General features: G+C 68.7%; 20 protein-coding genes. 12 read left to right on the top strand and 8 right to left on the bottom strand.

The genetic code is table 11. The features are described from left to right. Positions 1–92: 92 nt before the first annotated feature. Entirely contained in the window at positions 93–545 is a 453-nt protein-coding gene (locus tag DMB86_RS00455) for an Lrp/AsnC family transcriptional regulator (protein WP_113716077.1), read from the bottom strand. Positions 546–781: 236 nt separating this feature from the next. Between DMB86_RS00455 and DMB86_RS00450 the strand changes: the two genes are divergently transcribed. The 7 genes from DMB86_RS00450 (at position 782) to DMB86_RS00420 (ending at position 8,104) form a co-directional block, all read left to right on the top strand. After that, positions 782–1,933: a thiamine pyrophosphate-dependent dehydrogenase E1 component subunit alpha gene (locus DMB86_RS00450; protein ID WP_113716076.1), complete on the top strand. Its 1,152-nt coding sequence runs from the start codon at positions 782–784 to the stop codon at positions 1,931–1,933. Positions 1,934–1,938: 5 nt separating this feature from the next. Next, on the top strand, positions 1,939–3,015 hold the full coding sequence (locus DMB86_RS00445) for an alpha-ketoacid dehydrogenase subunit beta (RefSeq protein WP_113719228.1): 1,077 nt from the start codon (positions 1,939–1,941) through the stop codon (positions 3,013–3,015). Further along, positions 3,012–4,394 carry a dihydrolipoamide acetyltransferase family protein gene (locus tag DMB86_RS00440; protein ID WP_113716075.1) on the top strand — a complete coding sequence of 461 codons (1,383 nt, stop codon included), beginning with the start codon at positions 3,012–3,014 and terminating at the stop codon, positions 4,392–4,394. Before DMB86_RS00445 ends, DMB86_RS00440 begins: the two co-directional genes overlap by 4 nt. 60 nt (positions 4,395–4,454) lie before the next feature. Further along, entirely contained in the window at positions 4,455–5,159 is a 705-nt protein-coding gene (locus DMB86_RS00435; RefSeq protein ID WP_113716074.1) for an MBL fold metallo-hydrolase, read from the top strand. Positions 5,160–5,194: 35 nt separating this feature from the next. Then, positions 5,195–6,391, top strand: coding sequence for an MFS transporter (locus tag DMB86_RS00430; RefSeq protein WP_113716073.1), 1,197 nt, complete (start codon positions 5,195–5,197; stop codon positions 6,389–6,391). Positions 6,392–6,481: 90 nt separating this feature from the next. Further along, positions 6,482–6,916 carry a nucleoside deaminase gene (locus DMB86_RS00425; RefSeq protein WP_113716072.1) on the top strand — a complete coding sequence of 145 codons (435 nt, stop codon included), beginning with the start codon at positions 6,482–6,484 and terminating at the stop codon, positions 6,914–6,916. 63 nt (positions 6,917–6,979) lie between these two features. Then, entirely contained in the window at positions 6,980–8,104 is a 1,125-nt protein-coding gene (locus DMB86_RS00420; RefSeq protein ID WP_113716071.1) for a serine hydrolase domain-containing protein, read from the top strand. A gap of 41 nt (positions 8,105–8,145) precedes the next feature. On the opposite strand, the gene DMB86_RS00415 is transcribed toward DMB86_RS00420, so the two are convergent. After that, on the bottom strand, positions 8,146–9,048 hold the full coding sequence (locus DMB86_RS00415; RefSeq protein WP_113716070.1) for a phosphatase PAP2 family protein: 903 nt from the start codon (positions 9,046–9,048) through the stop codon (positions 8,146–8,148). Positions 9,049–9,128: 80 nt separating this feature from the next. On the opposite strand from DMB86_RS00415, the gene DMB86_RS00410 reads away from it, so the two are divergent. Both DMB86_RS00410 and menD read left to right on the top strand, forming a co-directional pair. Further along, positions 9,129–10,100 carry an o-succinylbenzoate synthase gene (locus DMB86_RS00410; protein WP_171814571.1) on the top strand — a complete coding sequence of 324 codons (972 nt, stop codon included), beginning with the start codon at positions 9,129–9,131 and terminating at the stop codon, positions 10,098–10,100. Between the two features lie 163 nt (positions 10,101–10,263). Further along, complete coding sequence (gene menD / locus DMB86_RS00405; RefSeq protein WP_113716068.1) at positions 10,264–12,078, top strand: 2-succinyl-5-enolpyruvyl-6-hydroxy-3-cyclohexene-1-carboxylic-acid synthase; 1,815 nt, start codon at positions 10,264–10,266, stop codon at positions 12,076–12,078. A gap of 71 nt (positions 12,079–12,149) precedes the next feature. Here menD and DMB86_RS00400 read toward each other — a convergent pair whose 3' ends face one another. The 4 genes from DMB86_RS00400 to DMB86_RS00385 all read right to left on the bottom strand — a co-directional run bounded on the left by DMB86_RS00400 (position 12,150) and on the right by DMB86_RS00385 (position 16,351). Further along, positions 12,150–12,953, bottom strand: coding sequence for an amino acid ABC transporter ATP-binding protein (locus tag DMB86_RS00400; RefSeq protein WP_113716067.1), 804 nt, complete (start codon positions 12,951–12,953; stop codon positions 12,150–12,152). After that, a complete protein-coding gene (locus DMB86_RS00395; RefSeq protein WP_227878519.1) occupies positions 12,950–13,924 on the bottom strand; it encodes an amino acid ABC transporter permease in 975 nt (324 codons plus the stop codon). The genes DMB86_RS00400 and DMB86_RS00395 overlap by 4 nt, the downstream gene beginning before the upstream one ends. Before the next feature lie 3 nt (positions 13,925–13,927). Continuing rightward, positions 13,928–14,863, bottom strand: a complete 936-nt coding sequence (locus DMB86_RS00390; protein WP_113716066.1) for an ABC transporter substrate-binding protein — start codon at positions 14,861–14,863, stop codon at positions 13,928–13,930. 156 nt (positions 14,864–15,019) lie between these two features. Beyond that, positions 15,020–16,351: an isochorismate synthase gene (locus tag DMB86_RS00385; protein ID WP_113716065.1), complete on the bottom strand. Its 1,332-nt coding sequence runs from the start codon at positions 16,349–16,351 to the stop codon at positions 15,020–15,022. Positions 16,352–16,406: 55 nt separating this feature from the next. Between DMB86_RS00385 and DMB86_RS00380 the strand changes: the two genes are divergently transcribed. From DMB86_RS00380 to DMB86_RS00370, 3 genes are read left to right on the top strand one after another with little or no spacing between them, the layout of a single operon-like run. Continuing rightward, positions 16,407–17,102 (top strand): demethylmenaquinone methyltransferase, encoded by a 696-nt coding sequence (locus tag DMB86_RS00380; protein ID WP_113716064.1) that lies wholly within the window; start codon positions 16,407–16,409, stop codon positions 17,100–17,102. Positions 17,103–17,109: 7 nt separating this feature from the next. Continuing rightward, entirely contained in the window at positions 17,110–18,444 is a 1,335-nt protein-coding gene (locus DMB86_RS00375; RefSeq protein ID WP_113716063.1) for a geranylgeranyl reductase family protein, read from the top strand. Continuing rightward, positions 18,441–19,544 (top strand): polyprenyl synthetase family protein, encoded by a 1,104-nt coding sequence (locus DMB86_RS00370; RefSeq protein WP_113716062.1) that lies wholly within the window; start codon positions 18,441–18,443, stop codon positions 19,542–19,544. The genes DMB86_RS00375 and DMB86_RS00370 overlap by 4 nt, the downstream gene beginning before the upstream one ends. Positions 19,545–19,640: 96 nt before the next feature. Here the strand turns inward: DMB86_RS00370 and DMB86_RS00365 are convergent, their stop codons facing one another. Together DMB86_RS00365 and DMB86_RS00360 are read right to left on the bottom strand one after the other, a co-directional pair. Beyond that, positions 19,641–20,066: a hypothetical protein gene (locus DMB86_RS00365; RefSeq protein WP_113716061.1), complete on the bottom strand. Its 426-nt coding sequence runs from the start codon at positions 20,064–20,066 to the stop codon at positions 19,641–19,643. 39 nt (positions 20,067–20,105) lie between these two features. After that, complete coding sequence (locus DMB86_RS00360) at positions 20,106–20,750, bottom strand: trimeric intracellular cation channel family protein (protein WP_113716060.1); 645 nt, start codon at positions 20,748–20,750, stop codon at positions 20,106–20,108. Between the last annotated feature and the right edge of the window lie 75 nt (positions 20,751–20,825).

The raw sequence follows: 20,825 nt of genomic DNA, 5'->3' as shown, positions 1-20,825 counted from the left end.
GTATCCCCGCACCAGAATGCGCCCGGCGGGGAAAAAGGTCAATGGACTTGAGGCAATTCACGGCACATTCATGGCTTAACGGCGGCCCCGGTTCACCGGTTGTTGAGGTCCTCAAAAATCAAGAATGTCTGGGTGTCCTGGACACCCGGCATGGACTGGAGCTGGTCAAAAATGACGCGCCGCAATCCGGCGTTGTCCGTCGCGCGGACCAGCAGGATCACGTCGAAGTCGCCGCCCACCAGGGCAATGTGCTCCACTTCCGGGATGGCCCGCAGTTCCTCCTTCAGCTCCCGCCACGCGTGCTGGCTGACCTTCAGTGTCACGTAGGCCGAGGATTTCAGGCCGGCCTTCACCGGGTCCACCAGGGCCGTGAACTTGGTCAGCACGCCCGTGGAGGTCAGCCGGGCGATGCGGGAATAGGCGTGTGCCCGGGAGATGTGCACATTCTCCGCGACGGTGGTGACCGACAGCCTGCCGTCGCGGACCAGCTCGGCAACGATCCGGCGGTCCACGTCGTCGAGGGGGACGGGTGCGTGCTCTGGCATGGGACTCCTGTGCTGCCGTGAGACATCCTGTTCCAGTAATGCACATCACATGGCTGTTTTGTCTTTTAGAATACGACAATCGATCGCAAATTTCCACAACTCGTCGATCGAATGGATACAAATCGACATCCAATCGCATACTTGAGGGACGGAACATCTTTACGCCTGCGGACCGTTGCGCCCACCCGGGATCGCCTGTGCCGCGCAAGCAACTCCCTGGGAGGAGTGGGACTTCAATGACGAACCACCCGGAATTTTTGGAACACAATGCCGGCCGTCCGGAAGGCTACCTCCTGCCGTCCGCCGCACCGGTCCAGCTGATCGCCCCGGACGGCTCGCTGGCCCCGGCCGCCGAGTACAAGGAAAGCTACAGCCTGCCGGAGGCGGCGACGCTGCTGGACGGCTACGAGCGCCTGGTGGTGGGCCGGCGCATCAACGATCAGGCCAACGCCCTCGTGCGGCAGGGGCGGATGGCGGTGTATCCGTCGTCGACCGGGCAGGAAGCCTGCCAGGTCGCGGCGGACATGGCGCTGCGTCCGGGCGACTGGCTGTTCCCCACCTACCGGGACACCGTGGCGATCCTGGGCCGCGGCGTGGCGCCCATGGAGGCCTTTGAATCCCTGCGCGGCGACTGGCACAGCGGCTTTGACCCGCACCAGTACAACACGGCACTGCCGGCCACCCCGCTCGCCACCCAGCTGCTGCACGCCGTCGGGGTGGCCTACGCCGCCAAGCTGCGAGGCGAGGATACGGTGGCGCTGGCCCTGTGCGGCGATGGCTCCACCAGCGAGGGCGACTTTCACGAGGCCCTGAACTTTGCCGCCGTCTTCCACGTCCCCGTGGTCTTCCTGGTCCAAAACAACCAGTACGCCATCTCCGTTCCGCTCATCCACCAGTCCGTGGCGCCGTCGCTGGCGCACAAGGCCGTGGGCTACGGCATGCCCGGGGAGCGCGTGGACGGCAACGACCTGGCCGCACTCCTCGCCGTGGTGTGCGGCGCGGTGGAGCGGGCGCGCGACGGCGGCGGCCCGGCCCTCGTCGAGGCGCACACCTACCGGATGGAATCGCACACGAATGCCGACGACGCCACCCGCTACCGCAGCGCCGCGGAGGTGGCCGAGTGGGTTCCGAAGGATCCGCTGCTGCGCCTGAAGAACTACCTGCACGACGCCGGACAGCTGGCCCCCGCGGACACCGCACGCATCGCCGCTTCCGCTGAATCCGTGGCCAAGACCCTGCGGGACGGGCTCAACACGGAGACCGCGCCGGACCCGGCGGACCTTTTCGCGTTTGTTTATTCCGAGCCGACCCCGCAGCTGCGCGAGCAGGCCCGCCAGCTGGCGGACGAGCTCGCCGCCGGCCAGTCCCTTGAAGGAGCACTCCAGTGACCACCATGGCCCACAAGCCCCAGTCCGGTCCCGGCACGGCCGGTCCGGCCGCCGAGCCCGAACTGTCCGGTGTCCAGACCATCACCTTTGCCAAGGCACTGACGCTGGCCATGTCCGATTCCATGGCGGAGGACGCCTCCGTGCTCGTGTTCGGCGAGGACGTGGGCACCCTGGGCGGCGTGTTCCGTGTGACGGACGGACTCACCCGGCGCTTCGGCGAGGACCGCTGCTTCGACACCCCGCTGGCCGAATCCGGCATCATCGGCATGGCCACGGGCATGGCGCTGAACGGCATGAAGCCGGTCGTGGAGATGCAGTTCGACGCCTTCGCCTACCCCGCGTTCGAGCAGATCACCAGCCACGTGGCGAAGATGGGCAACCGCACCAAGGGCCGCGTCCGCCTGCCTCTGGTCATCCGCATCCCCTACGCCGGCGGCATCGGCGGGGTGGAGCACCACTGCGACTCCTCCGAGGCCTACTATGTGCACACGCCCGGCCTGACGGTGTTGACGCCCTCGACAGTCACCGACGCCTACATCATGCTCCGCGACGCCATCGCCTCCCCGGACCCCGTGGTGTTCCTGGAGCCCAAGAAGCTGTACTTCTCCAAGGACACCGTGGACCTGGACGCCCTGCGTGCCCGCTACGCCGCCGGCAGCACCGTCCCGAGCACCATTGGCCGCGCCGCCGTGGCCCGCGAAGGCACCGACGCCACGCTGATCGCCTACGGCCCGTCGATGGCCGCCGCGCTCGCCGCCGCCGAGACCGCCGCCAGCGAAGGCCGTTCCCTCCAGGTCGTCGACGTCCGTTCCCTGGTCCCGTACGACGACGAGACCATCAGTGCCGCTGTCCGCTCCACCGGGCGTGCCGTGGTCATCGCGGAAGCGCCGGGCTTTGCCTCCATGGCCTCCGAGATTGCCGCCCGCATCCAGGAGCGCTGCTTCCACTCGCTCGCCGCCCCCGTGCTGCGCGTGACCGGCTTCGACATCCCGTTCCCGGCGCCCCGGCTGGAAAAGCACTACCTGCCCGGCGTGGACCGGATCCTGGACGCCGTCGACGCACTCCAGTGGGAGGAATCATGAGCCTGCAGGTCTTCATGTTGCCGGACCTGGGCGAAGGCCTGGTCGAAGCCGAGCTCGTCACCTGGCTGGTGGGCGTGGGCGACTCCGTCCACGTCGACCAGCCCATCGCCGAAGTGGAAACCGCCAAGTCGGTTGTCGAGGTGCCGTCGCCCTTTGAGGGAACCGTCGCCACGCTCCATGGCGCCGAGGGCGACACCCTGGAGGTCGGCAGGCCGCTGATCTCGGTGGCGCTGCCCGGCGGGGCGGTCCCGGCTGCCGAGGCGCAGGCGCCGTCTCCGGACGACGCGGCGGCCGCCGCCCCTGTTCCTGCGCGCGGCTCGGGCAACGTGCTCATCGGGTACGGTACGTCCGGGCATGGCGGGCCGGGGCGCACTCGGCCATCGCGGCGCAGCCACCTGCCCGGGGCAACGGCGGCCCCGGCCGCTGCGCCCGCGCCGGTGCGCCGGGCGCATCTGGTGGTGTCGCCGCTGGTCCGCAAGATGGCGCACGACTCCGGGCTGTCGCTCGCCGACATCCGCGGCTCCGGGGCGGACGGGCTGATCCTGCGCCGGGACGTCGAGGCCGCCCTGGCACCGGCTGCTGTTCCAGCGGCCGCCCCCGCGGCGTCACTGGCCGCCCCGGAGTCCGCCGCCACGGCGTTGGACGCGGCGGACACCGCCGTCGATGCCCGCACCGGGTTGCGCGTGCTTTCGCGGACGCCCCTCACGGGAGTAAAAAAGGCCGCAGCCATCGCCTTGGCGAGGAGCCGCAGGGAGATCCCCGAGGCGACAGTGTGGGTGGACGTGGACGCCACCGCCCTCGTGGAGCTCCGGGAATCCCTGAAGGCGAAGGACGGCTCGGCGCCCGGCATCCTGGCGTTTGTGGCGCGCTTCGTCACGGCCGGGCTGGCACGTTTCCCGCAGCTGAACACGCAACTCGTGAGCGCGGACGGCACCGAGACCGTCGTCGAATTTGACGGCATCAACCTCGGCTTCGCGGCGCAAACGGACCGCGGCCTGGTGGTGCCGGTGCTCCGCAACGCGCAGGGCCGCAGCGCCCGGGCGCTTGACCACGCCATCCGAGGCTTGGCGAAGACGGCCCGCGAGGGCAAGGCCGGTCCGGCCGAGCTGAGCGGAGGAACGTTCACCGTCAACAACTACGGCGTGTTCGGCGTGGACGGCTCGGCCGCGATCATCAACCATCCCGAGGCCGCCATGTTGGGGCTGGGGCGCATCGTGGACAAGCCTTGGGTGGTGGACGGTGAATTGTGCGTGCGGAAGATGACGGAGCTGACACTGGCGTTTGACCACCGCGTCTGCGATGGCGCCGTGGCCGCCGGATTCCTGCGGTTCGTGGCCGACGCCATGGAAAATCCCGCGGCGGCGCTCGCCGACCTCTAGGCTCGCCAGCCTCCAGGCTCGGCGGACCTGTAGGCTGGGCCGACCGACCCGGGAGGACGCATGCCCCAACACGACCAGTGGCAGCACCTTGGCGGCGGCAGCTACGTGATGCGCAGCAGTGCCGCCAGGGCCCTGGTCAACATCGGGCTCGTGGTCGGTTCCGAACGGGCAGTCGTGGTCGACACCGGCTGCGGTCCCCGGCACGCCTCGGAAATCCTGGCCGCCGTGCGAACGGTGACGGCACTGCCCCTGGTCGTGGCCAACACGCACGCCCATTGGGACCACTTCTTCGGCAACGCTGTCTTCAGGAACGACGGCGCCACCGACTTTTGGGCGCACGCCGCCGCCGCGCGCGGCATGGCGGCGACGGGGGACGCGCAGCGGGAGTCGGTGTCCGGCGTCGAACCTGAAATGGCGGCCGGGGAGGGTCCCGGCACTGACTTGGTGCTCCCCACGCGCGTGGTTCGGCAGGGCCCCGTGGTGCTGGACCTGGGAAATCTGTCGGTCACGCTGTTCACCCTTGGTCCGGCGCACACCGAAGGGGACCTCATGGTGGGTGCGCCCGGCGTGCTCTTCACCGGGGACGTCCTGGAGGAAGGCGCGGATCCCCAGTTTGAGGATGCGGACCGCGCCGGCTGGATCCGGACGCTGCGGAAGCTGGCCGGGATGGGTCCGGAGTATCCGGTCATGGTGCCCGGGCACGGAAACCCGGTGACGGCGGGGTTTGCGGCGCGGATGGCGGACGCCATGGAGGCGGCTGTGTAGCGGGCAGCGGTGCGGCCGGGTCTAAAGTGGGGCCGGTGAGCAAGACAGCAAATCCCGGTGACTTCAGCCTGTGGTCCATCGCCATTCCGGCGTTTGGGCCCTCCTTGTTGTTTGGGGTGGGTGAAGGCGCCATCCTGCCCATCATTCCGCTCAGCGCCCGCGGCATGGGCGCTTCCCTGGCCGGCGCGGCCCTGGTGGTTTCGTTGATTGGCATCGGCTCGCTGGTGAGCAACATTCCCGCCTCGATCATCACCGCCAGGTTCGGTGAACGGCTCGGCATGCTCGGAGCCGCCACGCTGAGCCTGCTGGCGATGCTGCTGTGCGTCTTTTCGGGCAATCTGTGGGTCTTTGGGCTGGGCGTCTTCCTGATTGGTGCCGCCGCCGCCGTGTTCAACCTGGCCCGGCAAAGCTACCTGACCGAAGCGGTGCCGCCGCTCCTGCGCGCCCGGGCCATGTCCACGCTCGGCGGGGTGGGCCGGATTGGCTTGTTTGCCGGTCCGTTCATTGGAGCGCTCGTCATCCACCTGGTGGGACTGAGCGGGGCGTACTGGGTGGCGGCCGTGTGCGTGGCCGGTGCCGGGGCGGTGGCCTTCGGCCTGCCGGACCTGGTCAGCGACCAGGGCCCGACGCCGGCCGGCCCGCGTCCGACGGTGCGCTCGCTCGTCGGCGCCCACCGGAAGGTGTTCCTGACCGTGGGCATTGGCGTGCTGCTGGTCAGCGCAGTGCGCTCCTCCCGGCAGGTGGTCGTGCCGCTGTGGGCGGACAACCTGGGCCTGAACCCGGCCGTGACCTCCATCATTTACGGACTCTCCGGCGCCATCGACATGCTGGTGTTCTACCCCGCCGGGAAGGTCATGGACCACAAGGGCCGCATCTGGGTGGCGGTGCCGTCCATGGTCCTCATGGGCATCTCCCTGCTGCTCATGCCGCTCACCACCGGCGCCGTTTCGCTGCTCCTGGTGGCACTGCTGATCGGCTTCGGCAACGGGATTGGCTCCGGGCTGATCATGACCATGGGCGCCGACTACTCGCCGCGGCGCGGGCGGGCCCAGTTCCTGGGAATCTGGCGCTTCCTCTCCGACGCCGGGGCCTCCAGCGGGCCCGTCATCCTCTCCGCGCTCACGGCGGCCGCGACCCTGTCCTTCGGGATCGCCGCGACAGGCCTGCTCGGGCTGGCGGCCGCAGCCGTCCTCGGCTACTGGGTCCCCCGCAACAAGCCGCTCACCCGCTGAATCAAATAGCCTGAATGAAACCACCTGAATGAGTGAGCCAGAGGTAAACCGCCCGCAGCCCGCCCCCACCACGATTGGAAGCACACCACGATGACCGATCCCGCCTTTGAGGCCGCCTACCAGGCCGCACGTGAGAGCCTGTCCCAAGGGGGCATCCCCATCGGGGCCGCCCTGGCCCGCGGCGGCGAGGTGGTCGCCGTCGGGCATAACGAACGGGTCCAGCATGGCGACCCCATTGCGCACGGGGAAATGTCGGCGCTGCGGGCCGCCGGGCGGCAGGACACCTACCGCGACACCGTCCTGTACACGACGCTGGCGCCGTGTGCCATGTGCACGGGAACCATCATCCAGTTCAAGATTCCGCGCGTGGTGGTGGGCGAGGCCCGGACGTTTGAGGGCGAATTCGACCTCCTGCGCTCGCGCGGGGTCATCGTGGACGTCCTGGACGACCAGCGCTGCGTGGCGATGATGCGCGCCTTCCAGCAGGAGCATCCCCAGCTGTGGGCCGAGGACATCGCCGAATAGACAGTTTTCCCGCGCCGAAAGCTGCTGTTGACGGCTCGGGCCGGCGGTGCCGATCATGGAACCATGAGCGCTCAATTCGAACCGGTGTGGCGGGCCCTGCAGAAAAAAGTGGATTCCGGCTGGGCGCCCGGGCTGGTGGCCGGCATCCGCCACGGCGGCACCACCGAATACTTCGCCACCGGCGTGCGGACCCTGGGACAACCAGGGAAGATGCGCACGGACACGCCGTTCCGGATCGCCTCACTCGGCAAGCCCGTGGCCGGCGCCCTCGCCGCCTCGATGATCGCCGACGGCACGCTGGCGCCCGACGACCCCGCTGACGTGTGGCTGCCCGAGCTGGCCTATCCCCGGGTCCTGACCAGCCCGGACGCGCCGTTGGAGCGCACCGTCCCGGCTGAACGCGACATCACCGTCCGACACCTGCTCACCCTCACCCACGGCATGGGCGCCATCTTCGACAGCACACCCCTCGCCCGGGCCATGGCTGAGGCAGGGATCGCACCGGACCCCATCCCGCCGGCCATGACGCCGGATGAATTCATGCACCGGCTGGCCGGGCTCCCGCTGGAACACCAGCCTGGAACGCGGTGGAGCTACCATACCGGCAGCGACCTCCTGTCGGTGCTGCTGGCCCGCGCCGGCGCAGGACCGCTGCGCCAGATCCTGGCCGAACGCGTCACGGGCCCGCTCGGCATGGACGGCACCGGCTTCTTCGCCGACCCGGCCGAACTGCCCACGGCCTACCGCCCCGGTCCGGACGGGCTGGAAGTCCTTGATGCGCCGGACGGCGTCTTCTCGCACGCGCCGGCCTTTGAATCGCTGGGCGGCGGCCTCGTGTCCACGGTCCCGGACTACATGGCCTTTCTGACGGCGCTTGAGGGCGATGCGCTGCTGCCAGCCGAGCAGCGCCGCCACATGACGTCGGACCAGCTCAACGACCTCCAGCGTGAAGGCCTGGCGGAAATGGTGGGACCGGGAGTCTCCTGGGGCTGGCAGGTGGCCGTGGACACCGAGGGCCGTGAGCCGTGGAGGGCGCCCGGCGGCTACGGCTGGACGGGCGGGACGGGCACCACCGCCTACGTCAACCCGTCGGCCGGCTTCATCGGGGTCCTGTTCACCCAGCGCCTCATGGCCGGCCCGCGGGAGAACTTCAACTACTTCTGGGAGCCCCTCGCCGCGGCCCTGTGAACCGTCTGTCCCCCCAACCACAGCGGAGCCGGGGCAGCCGCTTAACGGGAGGAACGGCGTCGTACCTGTTGGGTCAGGAGCAGCGTCCCAAGGACGGTCAGGCCATAGCCGGCCACCACAATCAGCCCCACCCCGGCCGCGAAAAAGCTGATGATGCTGTCGTGGGCGTGGGTGGACACTGCACGCAGGACCAGCGCCGTGGAGACGGCGGCGATGATGGCGACCAGCGCGGCCAGCCCCGTCCACCAGCGGCGCGACGCCCAGTGCCGCCCCGAGCCGAGCCACACATTCCACGAGCGTCCGGTGCGCATCACCGGCAGTGCGGCGGCGCACGTCCAAAAGGCCACCACGAAGAAGGCCGCAACGACGTCGGCCGGCCGGTGCCACTGGTTGATCAGCGTGGCGATCCCGGCGACGACGGCGTAGCTGCCGCCCACAAACGCCGCCGCGGGGCGCCAGCGCGGGGAAACAACCAGGAAAACCGCCGCCGCGGCGCTGGCCGCGAGCGTGCTGTGGCCGGACGGGAGAGAGTTCAGCGACAGCGTCTGCACGCCGACAAACGGCCTGTCCGGCAGGCCAAGCTTGATCAGCTGGGTGGTGACGTTCGCCGCGGCCATGGCGGCCAGGGCAATGCCGGCCGCCTTCCAGCGGCGCCGGGCCAGCGTGACAAACAGCACCACCAGTGCCGCAATGACCACTGAGGTGGCCGGAAGAAAGTCCAGGACCCCCGCGGCCGGCAGGCCGATGAAGCGCTGGGCCACCTTTGCCTGGACCAGGGCGGACTCGTCCATGAACTGCCCCGTGGTGCTTTCGACGAAAAACATGTAGGTCGCCACCAGCCCCGCCAGCGAAATGAGGGCGCCGGTGACGAACGGGACGGCGGAGATGGGCGCGGCTCGGCGCAGGCTGCTTCGGCGGCGGGAACCCGGTGCATGCGTACTCATCCTGACTAGGTTCCCATAGATTCATGAAAGGAAGCTGGCCGGGTTCCCGAAGCGCTGCCGCCCATCCGGGCGCTAAAGTGATGGCCATGGTTGCCCTCGACGAACTCCTCGCCTCCGCCCGCGTTGCCACCCTCCCGATGCGGGTGAAATTCCGGGGCGTGCTGGAGCGGGAGGTGGTGCTGCTGGAGGGGCCGGCAGGGTGGGCCGAGTTCTCGCCGTTTGTGGAGTACGACGACGCCGAGTCGGCCAGGTGGCTGGCCTCGGCCCTGGAAGCCGGCTGGGTTGGGTACCCGGCACCCGTGCGCGAGTGGATTCCGGTCAATGCCACGGTTCCCGCCGTTTCAGCCGCCGAGGTGCCCGCCGTCCTTGGCGCGTTCGACACCGTCCACACCGTCAAGGTCAAGGTCGCCGAGGCCGGCCAGACGCTGGGCGACGACGCCGCCCGGGTCGGCGCGGTGCGGCACCTGCTGCCCGACGCGAGGATCCGGGTGGACGCGAACGGCGGATGGGACGTCGAGCAGGCGGTCCGGGCGCTGACCATGCTCTCCGTGTTTGGGCTCGAATACGCCGAACAGCCCGCAGCCTCCGTGGCGGACCTGGCCGCTGTGCGGCGGGCCCTGTCCGGTTCCGTGCTGATCGCCGCGGACGAAAGCGTGCGCAAGGCCACCGACCCGCTGGCCGTGGCCCGCGCCGGTGCCGCGGACCTGCTCGTGGTCAAGGCGGCGCCCCTCGGCGGTGTGCGGCAGGCGCTGGAGATCGTCGCCGAGGCGGGACTGCCCGCCGTCGTCAGTTCGGCGCTGGACTCGTCCGTGGGGATCCGGACGGGCCTGGCGCTGGCGGCCGCCCTGCCCCAGCTGCCCTATGCCTGTGGGCTGGGGACGGTCTCGCTGATGGGCGGCGACGTTGTGCCGGACAGCCTGGTGGCCGTGGCCGGGGGCATCGCCGTGCGGGACGTGACCGCGGACCCGGAGCTGCTGGACCGCTTTGCCGCCACGGCGGAGCGCCGCGACTGGTGGCTGGAGCGCCTCCGCCGCTGCCACGCGCTGCTATAGCTCGGAAGGCCGGGCCGCCACGCGACCGGTGGTCGAGCTGGGCCCACGGGCGCGAGGGACCCGCCGCGAGCCCGCGAGCGGTGGGAGCGCATGGGGCGAGCCCTGCGGGCGCGTCGAGGCCGGTCCGGGGTGGTTAGATGGTGGCGTGAGTTTACTTAGTTCGATGGACGCCGCCCGGTACGTGGTGGACGCGCTGGAGCGGGCCGGGGTGCGGCATGTCGTGGTGGCGCCGGGCTCCCGCAGCGCGCCGCTCGTCTATGCGCTGGCCGAGGCCGAGGCCGACGGCAGGCTCACCACGTACGTCCGGATCGACGAACGCGTGGCCGGGTTCACCGCCCTGGGATTGGCGGAGGGTTCGCGCGGCCCGGCGGCGGTGCTGACCACGTCCGGCACGGCGGTGGGCAACCTGATGCCGGCCGTCATGGAGGCCAACCACACCGGGACACCGCTGCTGGTGCTCTCCGCTGACCGGCCCGAGGAACTGCGCGGCACCGGCGCCAACCAGACCACCTTCCAGCTGGACCTCTTCGGCGAGCACGTGCGGTTCGCCACCGATGTCGCCGCCGGGATCGACCCCACGAGCGCCATCGCCACGGCCCTCAGTGCGGCCCGGGGCCGCCTGGAAGGCATCCCGGCCGGGCCCGTGCAGGTGAACCTGGCCTTCCGCGACCCGCTGACGCCGGCGCTCGACGGTTCGGAGTGGGAGCGGCTCATGCCGCTGGTTGAGCCCGCCCCGCTGGTTGAGCCCGCCCCGCTGGGTGAGCTTGTCGAAACCCCTGGATCTCGCTCCCCAGGCGCCCCCACCACTCGCGAGCTCGGGTCGGGGCCCTCGCGTCCGGGGCCCCACGCTCCACCGCCGGAAGCCCGATCCCCGGAGTTCGCCCTGCCGTCCACGAGCCACCGCACCGTGGTCCTGGCCGGGCACGACGCCGGGCCGGCCGCCGAGCACTTTGCCCGCACCTTGGGCCTGCCCCTCCTGGCCGAGCCGTCGTCCAACGCCAGGTTCGGCCCCAATGCCGTGGGCCCGTACCGGCTGCTGCTGGGGAAGTTCGGGCCGGATTCGGCCCAACCGATTCAGCGCGTAGTGGTCTTTGGCCGTCCCACGCTGTCGCGGCCCGTGGCGCAACTGCTGGCGCGCGCGGACCTGGAACGGGCCCTCTACGTACCGCGGCCGGTCGCCTGGTTCGACGCCGGCCGCCGCCCCGAACTGGTGCTGACGCAATGGGACCAGCTGGTCGGCTATGCCGGATTCGGTCCGGACGGCTGGCTGGATGCCTGGCAGGACGCGGCCAGGGCGGCTGAACAACGCCTGGACGCAGTCCTGGCCGATTCCGCACATCCCGGAACCCTCAGCGGACCGGCAGTGGCCCGCCAGGTGTGGGACGGCATGCAGGACGACGCGGCGCAAGGGCCAGCCAACCTGGTGTTGGGCTCGTCCAATCCGGTGCGCGACGCCGACCTTGCCGGCCGCCCCGCGCCGGCCGGTCCCGACGGCGGCGCGGGACCGGTGCGGGTTTTTGCCAACCGCGGACTGTCCGGCATCGACGGCACCGTCGCCACTGCCACGGGCATTGGCCTCGCCACCGGCGCGCCTACCCGTGTGCTGCTGGGCGACGTCACCCTCCTGCACGATTCCGGCGCGCTCCTGCTCGGCACCGGGGAGCATGAAGCCGATGTCCAGCTCATCGTCCTCAATGACGCCGGCGGGGGCATCTTCTCGGTCCTGGAGCACGGCCGGCTGGCCGAGGCACCCAACTATGCGGCCGCCGTCGAACGCTTCTTTGGGACACCGCACGCCGTGGACCTGGGTTCGCTGGCCGCGGCCTACGGCTGGCGCCACACGCAGGTCCGTACGACGGCGGAACTCGCTGCCGCGCTTGCCCCGCCGGTGCATGGGCGCAGCATCGTGGAGGTCGCGGCCACGCGGGAGGGCCTGCGCGAGTTCCATGCCCGCATCGCCTCGGCCTTAAGCATCTGACCCGCAGTTGTTGTCGAAAAATCGCGAAAACGGCCGATTTTTCGACAGCAACTGCGGGTCAGATGGAGGGGCTAGAGCACGCGGCTGAGGAATTCCTGCGTCCGGCGGTGCTGCGGGTTGGCGATGATCTCGCGCGGGTTCCCGGTTTCCACCACCACGCCGCCGTCCATGAACGTCAGGGTGTCGCCCACCTCGCGGGCAAAGCCGATCTCGTGGGTGACCACGATCATGGTCATGCCGGACTTGGCCAGGTTCTTCATGACCTCCAGGACGTCGCCCACCAGCTCCGGGTCCAGGGCGGACGTGGGCTCGTCAAAGAGCATCAGTTCCGGTTCCATGGCCAGGGCCCGGGCAATCGCGACGCGCTGCTGCTGTCCGCCGGAAAGCTGGGACGGATAGAAATTGGCGCGGTCGCTCAGCCCCACCATGTCCAGCAGCTCGAACGCCTTCAGCTTCGCGGCGGCCTTGGACTGGCGCTTCACCTGGGTGGGCGCCTCAATCACGTTTTGCAGCGCGGTCTTGTGCGGGAACAGGTTGAAGCGCTGGAACACCATGCCGATTTCCCGGCGCTGTGCCGCTATCTGCTTCGTGTTCAGGTCGTGCAGCCTGCCGTTGACCTCGCGGTAGCCGATGAGGTCGTCATGGACGGAAATGCGGCCGGCGCTGATGGTTTCCAGCAGGTTGATGCAGCGCAGCAGCGTCGACTTTCCGGAGCCGGACGGGCCGATGATGACCGAGACCTCGCCCTGCCGCACCGTCATGTCGATGCCCTTGAGGACGTGGTGGTCCCCAAAGAGCTTGTGCACGCCCTGAATGTCGACGAGGGGCTTCACCCGGGTGGATTCCTGCTTGTTGATTGATGCGGTGTCCGTCATGGCTGGCCGCCTTCCGTGGTTCCGTCGGCGGGGTCAGCCGGTTTTGCATGGGCTGCAGCGGCGGCGGCCGTGGCCAGGACGGGCGCCTTGGTGACGTTGTCCACGCCCTTGCCGTAGTGCCGTTCAATGTAGTACTGGCCCACCATCAGCACCGAGGTGATGACGAGGTACCAGAACGCTGCCACCATGAGCAGCGGGATGGGAAGGAACGTGCGGCTGGCGAGGGCGTTCGTGACGAACGTCAGGTCCAGGGTGAACGGGACGGCCAGCACCAGGGAAGTGGTCTTGAGCATGCCGATGGTTTCATTGCCCGTCGGCGGGATGATCACGCGCATGGCCTGTGGCAGGATGATCCGCCACATGACCTTGGAGCGGCGCATGCCCAGTGCCTCGGCGGCTTCCATCTGGCCGTTGTCCACGGACTTGAGCCCGGCGCGGAAAATTTCCGCCAGATAGGCTGATTCATTCAGGCCCAGCCCGACAATGGCACCCACGGTGGCGTTGATGACCGTGGCCGTGTCCCACGAGAACAGTTCGGGCCCAAACGGCACGCCGACGATGATTTTCGGGTAAAGGGCGCCGACCGAACCCCAGAACAGCAGCTGGGTGTACACGGGCGTACCCCGGAAGAACCAGACCCATACCCAGGAGACGTAGCGGAACAGGGGATTGTCCGACTGCCGCATGAAGGCCAAAATGATGGCCAGCACAATGGCGATGATCATCGAGGTGACCGTCAGGATGAGTGTCCAGCCCACGCCCTGGATGACCAGGACGTCAAACAGGTAGGTCCTGAACGTTCCCCAATAGAACTTGGGGTTGGTGGTCATGGACTGGATGACCAGGACCACGATGAGGAGGACGACGACGGCCCCCACCCACCGCCACGGGTGCCGGACGGGAACTGAGTCAATCAGTTCCACGTCGGGCCCGGCGCTGTGGGTGCTCCGGCGCGAGAGTAGGCGGCTCAAGGGCTAGCCCGCCGTCGGGTTCAGGACTGCCTTCGGCAGGGCGCCCTCGGTGTTGTTCCACTTGGTCAGGATCTTGGTGTAGGTGCCATCGGTGATGAGCTTGTTCATGACCTTTTCAATGACGCCGGCAAAGACGGTGTCCGACTTGGCAATGGCGATGCCCTGCTGCGCGGAGTCATAGACCTTTCCGAGGGTCTGCAGCTGCCCATTGGTCTTGGCCAGGGCGTTCTTGATGATGGGGGAGTCGGCGCTCATGGCGTCGATGGTGCCGCCCACCAGGCGGGTGGTGACGTCGGTCTGGTTCTTGAGCGAAACGACGGTGATGGCGGGCTTGCCGGCCTTGACGCAGGCTGCGGAGCGGTCCTTGACGTCCGGATCCTCCTCAACGGTGCCCGTCTGGACGCCCACCTTCTTGCCGCACAGGTTGTCCATGGTGATGCCCTTGGGGTTGCCCTTCTGCACGGCCCACAAGACACCGGCATTGAAGTAGCTGACAAAGTTCACGGCCTTGGAGCGTTCCGGATTGATCGTGAAGGAGGAGATGCCCAGGTCGTAGACGGTGCCCAGCTTGGGCAGGATGGAGGAGAAGTCCGCGGTGTGGACATCGGCCTTCTTGCCCAGCGTTGCGGCGATGGCCTTGGCGAGGTCCACGTCGTAGCCGATGGGGGTCTGGCCGTCCTTGTCCAGGAACTCGGCCGGCTCGTAGGAGGTGTCGGAGCCAACGTCAATGGTCGTCTTGCTCTTCAAGGCGGCGGGCAGCATGGCGATGAGGGCGTCATCCTTGGCAACCGTGGCCGGGTCGAAGGACGCGTCGGCCCCCGTGTTGGCGGGGGCACCGCTCGGGGTGTCCTGCGAAGCCGTGGTGCAGCCTGTCAGCGCCAATGCTGCAACGGCCGCGACGGTAGCCAGGCGAACGGTCAGCCTAGATGAAATTTGCATATTTTACCCTTTGTTTCTGAACTGGAGCACAGCGATCAAATCTAGTGTAGCGTCCTGTGACTTGCATCACGGTAAACGATGTTTCACTATTGAACAACTTTATCCAACAGTTGGCAAGCGTTCCGCGGGTGATGCCATCTGGTATCCCGGACCCGGTCAGGCGTGCAGGCCGAGGGCCTGGAGCATGGGCCGGAACTTGGCCCACGTCTCGGCCAGTTCGGCCTCCGGATCCGAGGCCTCGACGATTCCGGCCCCGGCGTACAGGCGCACCGAGAGCGGGTCTTCAAGCACGGCTCCGCGCAGGGCGATGCCCCACTCGCCGTTGCCCGCCCCGTCCAGCCAGCCGACCGGCCCGGCATACGGCCCGCGGTCCATTTTTTCCAGTTCCAGGATGAGCTTTCCGGCGTCCTCCCGCGGCGTGCCGCACACGGCGGCCGTGGGATGCAGTGCCTCCACCAGGGCCAGCGATGTGGGCAGGTGGCCTTCAAAGGCCGCGAGCTCTGCCGTGACGTCCGAGGCCAGGTGCCAGACATTGGGCAGCTCCAAAATGAACGGCTCGGCGGGGAAGGCGAGATCCGTGGCGAAGGGTGCCAGCTGCCGGGTCAAGGAGCGGACGGCGAAGTCGTGTTCCTGGCGCTGCTTGGCGGAGCCGCCCAAGACTGCGGCGGCAAAACCCACCGCGCCGGCAGGCTCATCCTCACGGTCAAGCGTGCCGGCGAGCACCCTGGCCTGCGCCGTGGTGCCGTCCACCTTGATCAACATTTCCGGTGTGGCGCCCACCAGGCCGCGCACGCCGTAAGTCCAGCATTCCCCGTAAAGACGCACCAATCGTTGCAGGATTGAGACCCGTTGCACCGGCTCGTCGAAACGTGCCACCACGTCGCGGGCCAAAACCACCTTGTCCAGGCCGCCGCGCCCAATGGCGCGGACGCCGTCGGCCACGGTTGCCTTCCACTGTTCCTCGGTGAGCGCCCCGGCGCTGACGGTCCCCGCGGCGGGGGTGTCCGGCGTCGAGCTTGCCAAGCCTTCGGAGGACGCGGACAGGTGCCGGCGCAGCAGGGCGTGGGCGGACTCGGCGGTGGGCGCTGAGCCGTCCACGGTGAGGTGCGTGAGCCAGGCGGTGCCGTCCCGGAAGCCGACCACCAGTTCCGGAATGACAAGCACGGACGGGTGCGCGCTGAACTTGGAGAACGCGAAGGAGCCGAATGCGAGGGCGCCGGTGCCGGGGACATGTACCGTGTCGCGGACCAAGGCGCCGGCCAGCACGTCCTTCCACCACTGTTCGGCGTCGGCGAAGCGCTCGGGGCCCGTGCCGGTGAACTGCGCGATCTCGCCGTAGCCCAGCATGCCCTCGCCGCGCCGGAGCCAGCAGAAGGAGTCGGTCGCCAGGAGGTCGGCTGGGGTGGCGGCGGAATGCGCGCCCAATGCCGCGGCATCCAAGGCCGTGGTCAGGGTGCGCAGCGGATGGGTGCCGAGGGTTGCAGTCATGATGAGTCAAGATTACTCGTCCGCACGCGCGCGCAAAGTTTGAGAGACTAGGGGGGTGAACCGTGCATCCCTTGAGAAGCGTCCGGAAGAAGTGGCAGCCATGTTCGACGACGTGGCCCCCAACTACGACATCGTCAACGACATCCTGTCCATGGGACAAACGCGCCGCTGGCGCCGGGTGGTTGTTGCCGCGGTGGGTGCCGTTCCCGGCCAGCGCGTCCTGGACCTGGCCGCGGGCACCGGAACGTCCAGCGAGCCGTATGCGGACGCGGGAATCCACGTGGTGGCGTGCGATTTCTCCGTGGGCATGCTCAAGGTGGGCAAGCGCCGCCGCCCGGACATCGACTTCGTTGCCGGGGACGCCACCAACCTGCCATTCGCGGACAATTCCTTCGACGCCGCCACCATCTCCTTCGGCCTGCGCAACGTCATCGACCCCAAGAAGGCGCTGCGTGAAATGCTGCGCGTGACCAAGCCCGGCGGCAGGCTGGTGGTGGCCGAATTTTCGCACCCCACCAATGCCGTGTTCCGCACCGTCTACACCGAATACCTGATGCGCGCGCTGCCTGCCGTGGCCCGGAAGACCGCCTCCAATCCCGACGCCTACGTCTACCTGGCCGAGTCGATCCGCGCCTGGCCCAACCAGGACGAGCTCTCCCGCTGGCTTGCCGAGAGCGGATGGGCCTCCGTTGCGTACCGGAACCTCAGCGGCGGCATTGTGGCCGTGCACCGCGCCGTGAAGCCGGACTAGGGGCCCCGTGAAGGTACTGGTTGTAGGGGCAGGCCCGGCCGGATCCACCGCGGCCTGGCACCTGGCCACCGCCGGGATCGAGGTCACCGTCCTGGAGAAGACCCGCTTCCCCCGGGAAAAGGTCTGCGGCGACGGACTGACGCCGCGCGCGGTGCGCGAAATGCAGCTCATGGGCCTGCCTCACCGGCCCGAAGACGGCTGGCGGCCGAACAAGGGCCTGCGGCTGATTGCCGGCGGCCGCACCATCGAGGTGCCCTGGCCGGAACTGTCAAACTTCCCCAGCTACGGCCTCATCCGCACCCGCCTGGGCTTCGATGAGGCCCTGGCCCGCCACGCCCAGGCCGCGGGAGCCGCCATTCTGGAGGGCCATTCCGTTACGGAAGCCCTGACGGACGACGCCGGAGCCGTGGTGGGTGCCCGCGCGTCGCTTCTCGACGGGGCCGGCCGGAAGACGGGCGAAACACGCGATTTTTTTGCCGACGTCGTGCTGGCAGCGGACGGCAACTCAACGCGCACCGCCGTCTCCCGGGGACTGGAGAAGCGCGGCGACCGCCCCATGGGCGTGGCGTACCGGACCTATTTCACCTCCCCGCGGCACGACGACGACTGGATGGAAGGCTGGCTGGAGCTGGCGGCGCCGTCCCAGGCGGGCCGGCCCGGAAAGCCGCTGCCCGGCTACGGCTGGGTGTTTGGCGTGGGCGACGGCACCTCCAACGTGGGGCTCGGCATCCTGAACTCGTCCAAGGAATTTGGCAGGCTGGACTACCGTGCCGTGCTGCGCGAATGGACGGCATCCATGCCGGAGGAATGGGGGTTCACGCCGGAAAACCAGGTCGGTCCCATCCGCGGCGCCGCGCTGCCCATGGGCTTCAACCGGACCCCCCACTACTCCGAAGGGCTGATGCTGCTCGGCGATGCCGGCGGCATGGTCAGCCCGTTCAACGGCGAGGGCATTTCCTACGCCATGGAGTCGGCGCGTTTTGCCGCGGATTTCATTGTCCGGGCGGCCGGCGCAAATTCGCGCGTGGCCGCGAACCACGCCCTCGCCGGCTACAGCGGCTTTGTCCGCGGACAGTGGGGGAGCCACTTCACGCTGGGCCGGGCCTTCGCCGGCCTGATCGGCAACCCGGCCGTCATGAAACTGGCCCTGCGCACGGGCATGCCCGTCCCCGTCCTCATGCGGTTTGTGGTGCGGATGATGGCGAACCTGACCGACGCCGGCGAACGCGGTTTTGAGGATAGAGTGATTCATCTACTGGAGAAGCTGGTGCCCGCCACCAGCAACCAGGGCACCACCCGTCCCAAGCAACCATCCCTTCCCATAGTTAGTGTTAAGCAGTGACTACTTCCGCAGACCACAGCTGGACCCACGCAGGGCACGGGCGTGCCGTCTCCGAGGATGCGAACCCCAGCACCATGGCGATTGCCACCGGATTGCAATTGCCGGCCGGGTTCACCGCCGTCGCCGACGACCCCGAGCTGGGTCCTTCGATTGCGCTGCGCATGGCCAAGGTGGAGAAAGTGCTGCGGGAAGCGATCGCGAACTCCGATCCGCTGGCCGACGCCACCAGCCGGCACCTGGTGGAAGCGGGCGGCAAGCGCATCCGCCCCCTACTGGTGCTCCTGGCCGCGCACCTCGGGGACGCCAGCCGCGCGGAAGTGGTGCAGGCCGCCGTCGTGGTTGAACTGACGCACCTGGCCACGCTCTACCACGACGACGTCATGGACTCCGCGCCGTACCGCCGGGGGGCGCCCACGGCCCACGAGGTCTGGGGCAACACGGTGGCGATTCTCACCGGCGACCTCATCTTTGCCCGCGCGTCCATCCTGGTCTCCGAGCTGGGCGCCCGTGCGCTGGGCATCCAGGCCCGCACCTTTGAACGGCTCTGCCTGGGCCAGCTGCACGAGACCGTGGGGCCGCGCGAGGACCAGGACCCCGTGGAACACTACCTGTCCGTCATTGCAGACAAGACCGGATCGCTTGTCGCGGCCTCCGGGCAGCTCGGCGCCATCTTCGCCGGCGTGCCCGAGGAGCTCCAGGACGTCATGCTGGAGTACGGGGAGAAGGTGGGCATCGCCTTCCAGCTGGCCGACGACGTCATTGACGTCACGGGCCTGAAGCAGGTCTCCGGGAAGTCACCTGGGACGGACCTGCGCGAAGGCGTGCCCACGTTGCCCGTGCTGCTGCTGCGCAAGGCCGCCGCCGCGGGGGATGCCTCCGCTGTGGCGGTCCTTGCGCTGGTTGACGGGGACCTGAGCAGCGACGAGGCGCTGGCCGACGCCGTGGCAGCGCTGCGCGAACACCCCGTCACGGCCGAGTCCTGGACTGTGGCCCGCGAGTGGTCTGCGCAGGCGATTGCCGCGCTGGCGCCGCTGCCCGACGGCATGGTCAAGACAGCCCTGGCCAGTTTCGCCGAAGCCGTGGTCTCCCGCGACGTCTAACCCGTTGAAGTTCGAGATTACGACCGCTCCGCGGCGTTCGGACAGGTCGTTATCTCCAATGTCAACGAAGGAACGACGTGGGGACCCGACTGCCGGTCAGTCGTCGTTGTCGTCGTTGAAGACCCAGTCGAGCATGTCGAAGACGAATTCGCTGAACGTGCCCTCCTCGTTGATCCATGCTCCCGTGCGGTTGTTGCGGCGCCACACGATGGGGTCGGGGACATCGGCCTGGTCGGCGCGCATGCCCCACGTGTAGGCCTCGTCCTCGTCCTCCAGGAACAGCAGGTAGCCGTCCTCGATTTCCAGTTCCTCCGGATCCCAGAAGTAGTAGTACGCCTCCATGAGCTCTTCGCAGTTTCCGAGGGCTGCCAGGAATTCCCGCAGCGCCTGTGGGACGGTGATGTCCAGTTCCGCAAAAATGCTGTCCAGGTCTTCCAGGTCGATCCCGTCAGCTTCCTGCCAGGGTTCCCCCAGATAGAGGGGCACCAGGCCGCGGAACTTCTCAACAAAAATGTCGGACATTCAATACTCCAGGATCGGCAACCGTTGTGTCCCTCAATCCTAGCCGCGGAGGAATCGCGGACGCGCCCAGCTGCGGGCGGCGAGCGGGGCGTGCCAGCCGAACTTCAGGCCGAGCAGGCGGAGCGTGAAGACCAGCACGGCGGCTGTGCTCCCCGTGGCCAGGTTCAGCCAGCCCAGGTACCACAGGCCCGTGGCCAGGGCGGAGCCGAGCAGCGCCGGGATGGCGTACATGGTCTTGGGGTCGAAGACGCTCGGCACCTGGTTGGCGGTCACGTCGCGCAGGATTCCTCCGCCCACGGCGGTGGTGACGCCCAGCAGGATGGCCGCGGCCGCGTTCATGCCCGCGTCCAGTGCCTTCAGCGCGCCGGTGATGCAAAACAGGGCCAGACCGCCGGCGTCGAACGTCAGCACCAGCCGGTTCGCGCGCTTCACGCCGCCCACGACGAAGTACACCACCACGGCGGCCAGCAGCGGCGCGGCCAGGTAGAGGGGATTGCTGAAGGCTGCAGGCGGCCCGGCATTGAGGATGAGGTCGCGGACCACCCCGCCGCCCAGCCCCACCCGCGAACCCAGCAGCACCGAGCCCACCAGATCAAAGCCGTTTCGGACCGCCAGGAGGGAGCCCGAGACGGCAAAGAAGAAGCAGCCCAGAAGGTCCAGGACCAGGGCAAGGTCAAAGGTCATCGGGCGTTTCCCTCGGTTGGCTTGGGCGGCTGAACAGCCGTGGGGATGGCACGGTCAAGCGTATGGCGGCCGGCG

It is taken from the genome of Arthrobacter dokdonellae (assembly GCF_003268655.1).
GTDB classification, from domain to species: Bacteria; Actinomycetota; Actinomycetes; order Actinomycetales; family Micrococcaceae; genus Specibacter; species Specibacter dokdonellae.
This window is presented reverse-complemented; position numbering and strand designations above follow the sequence as displayed.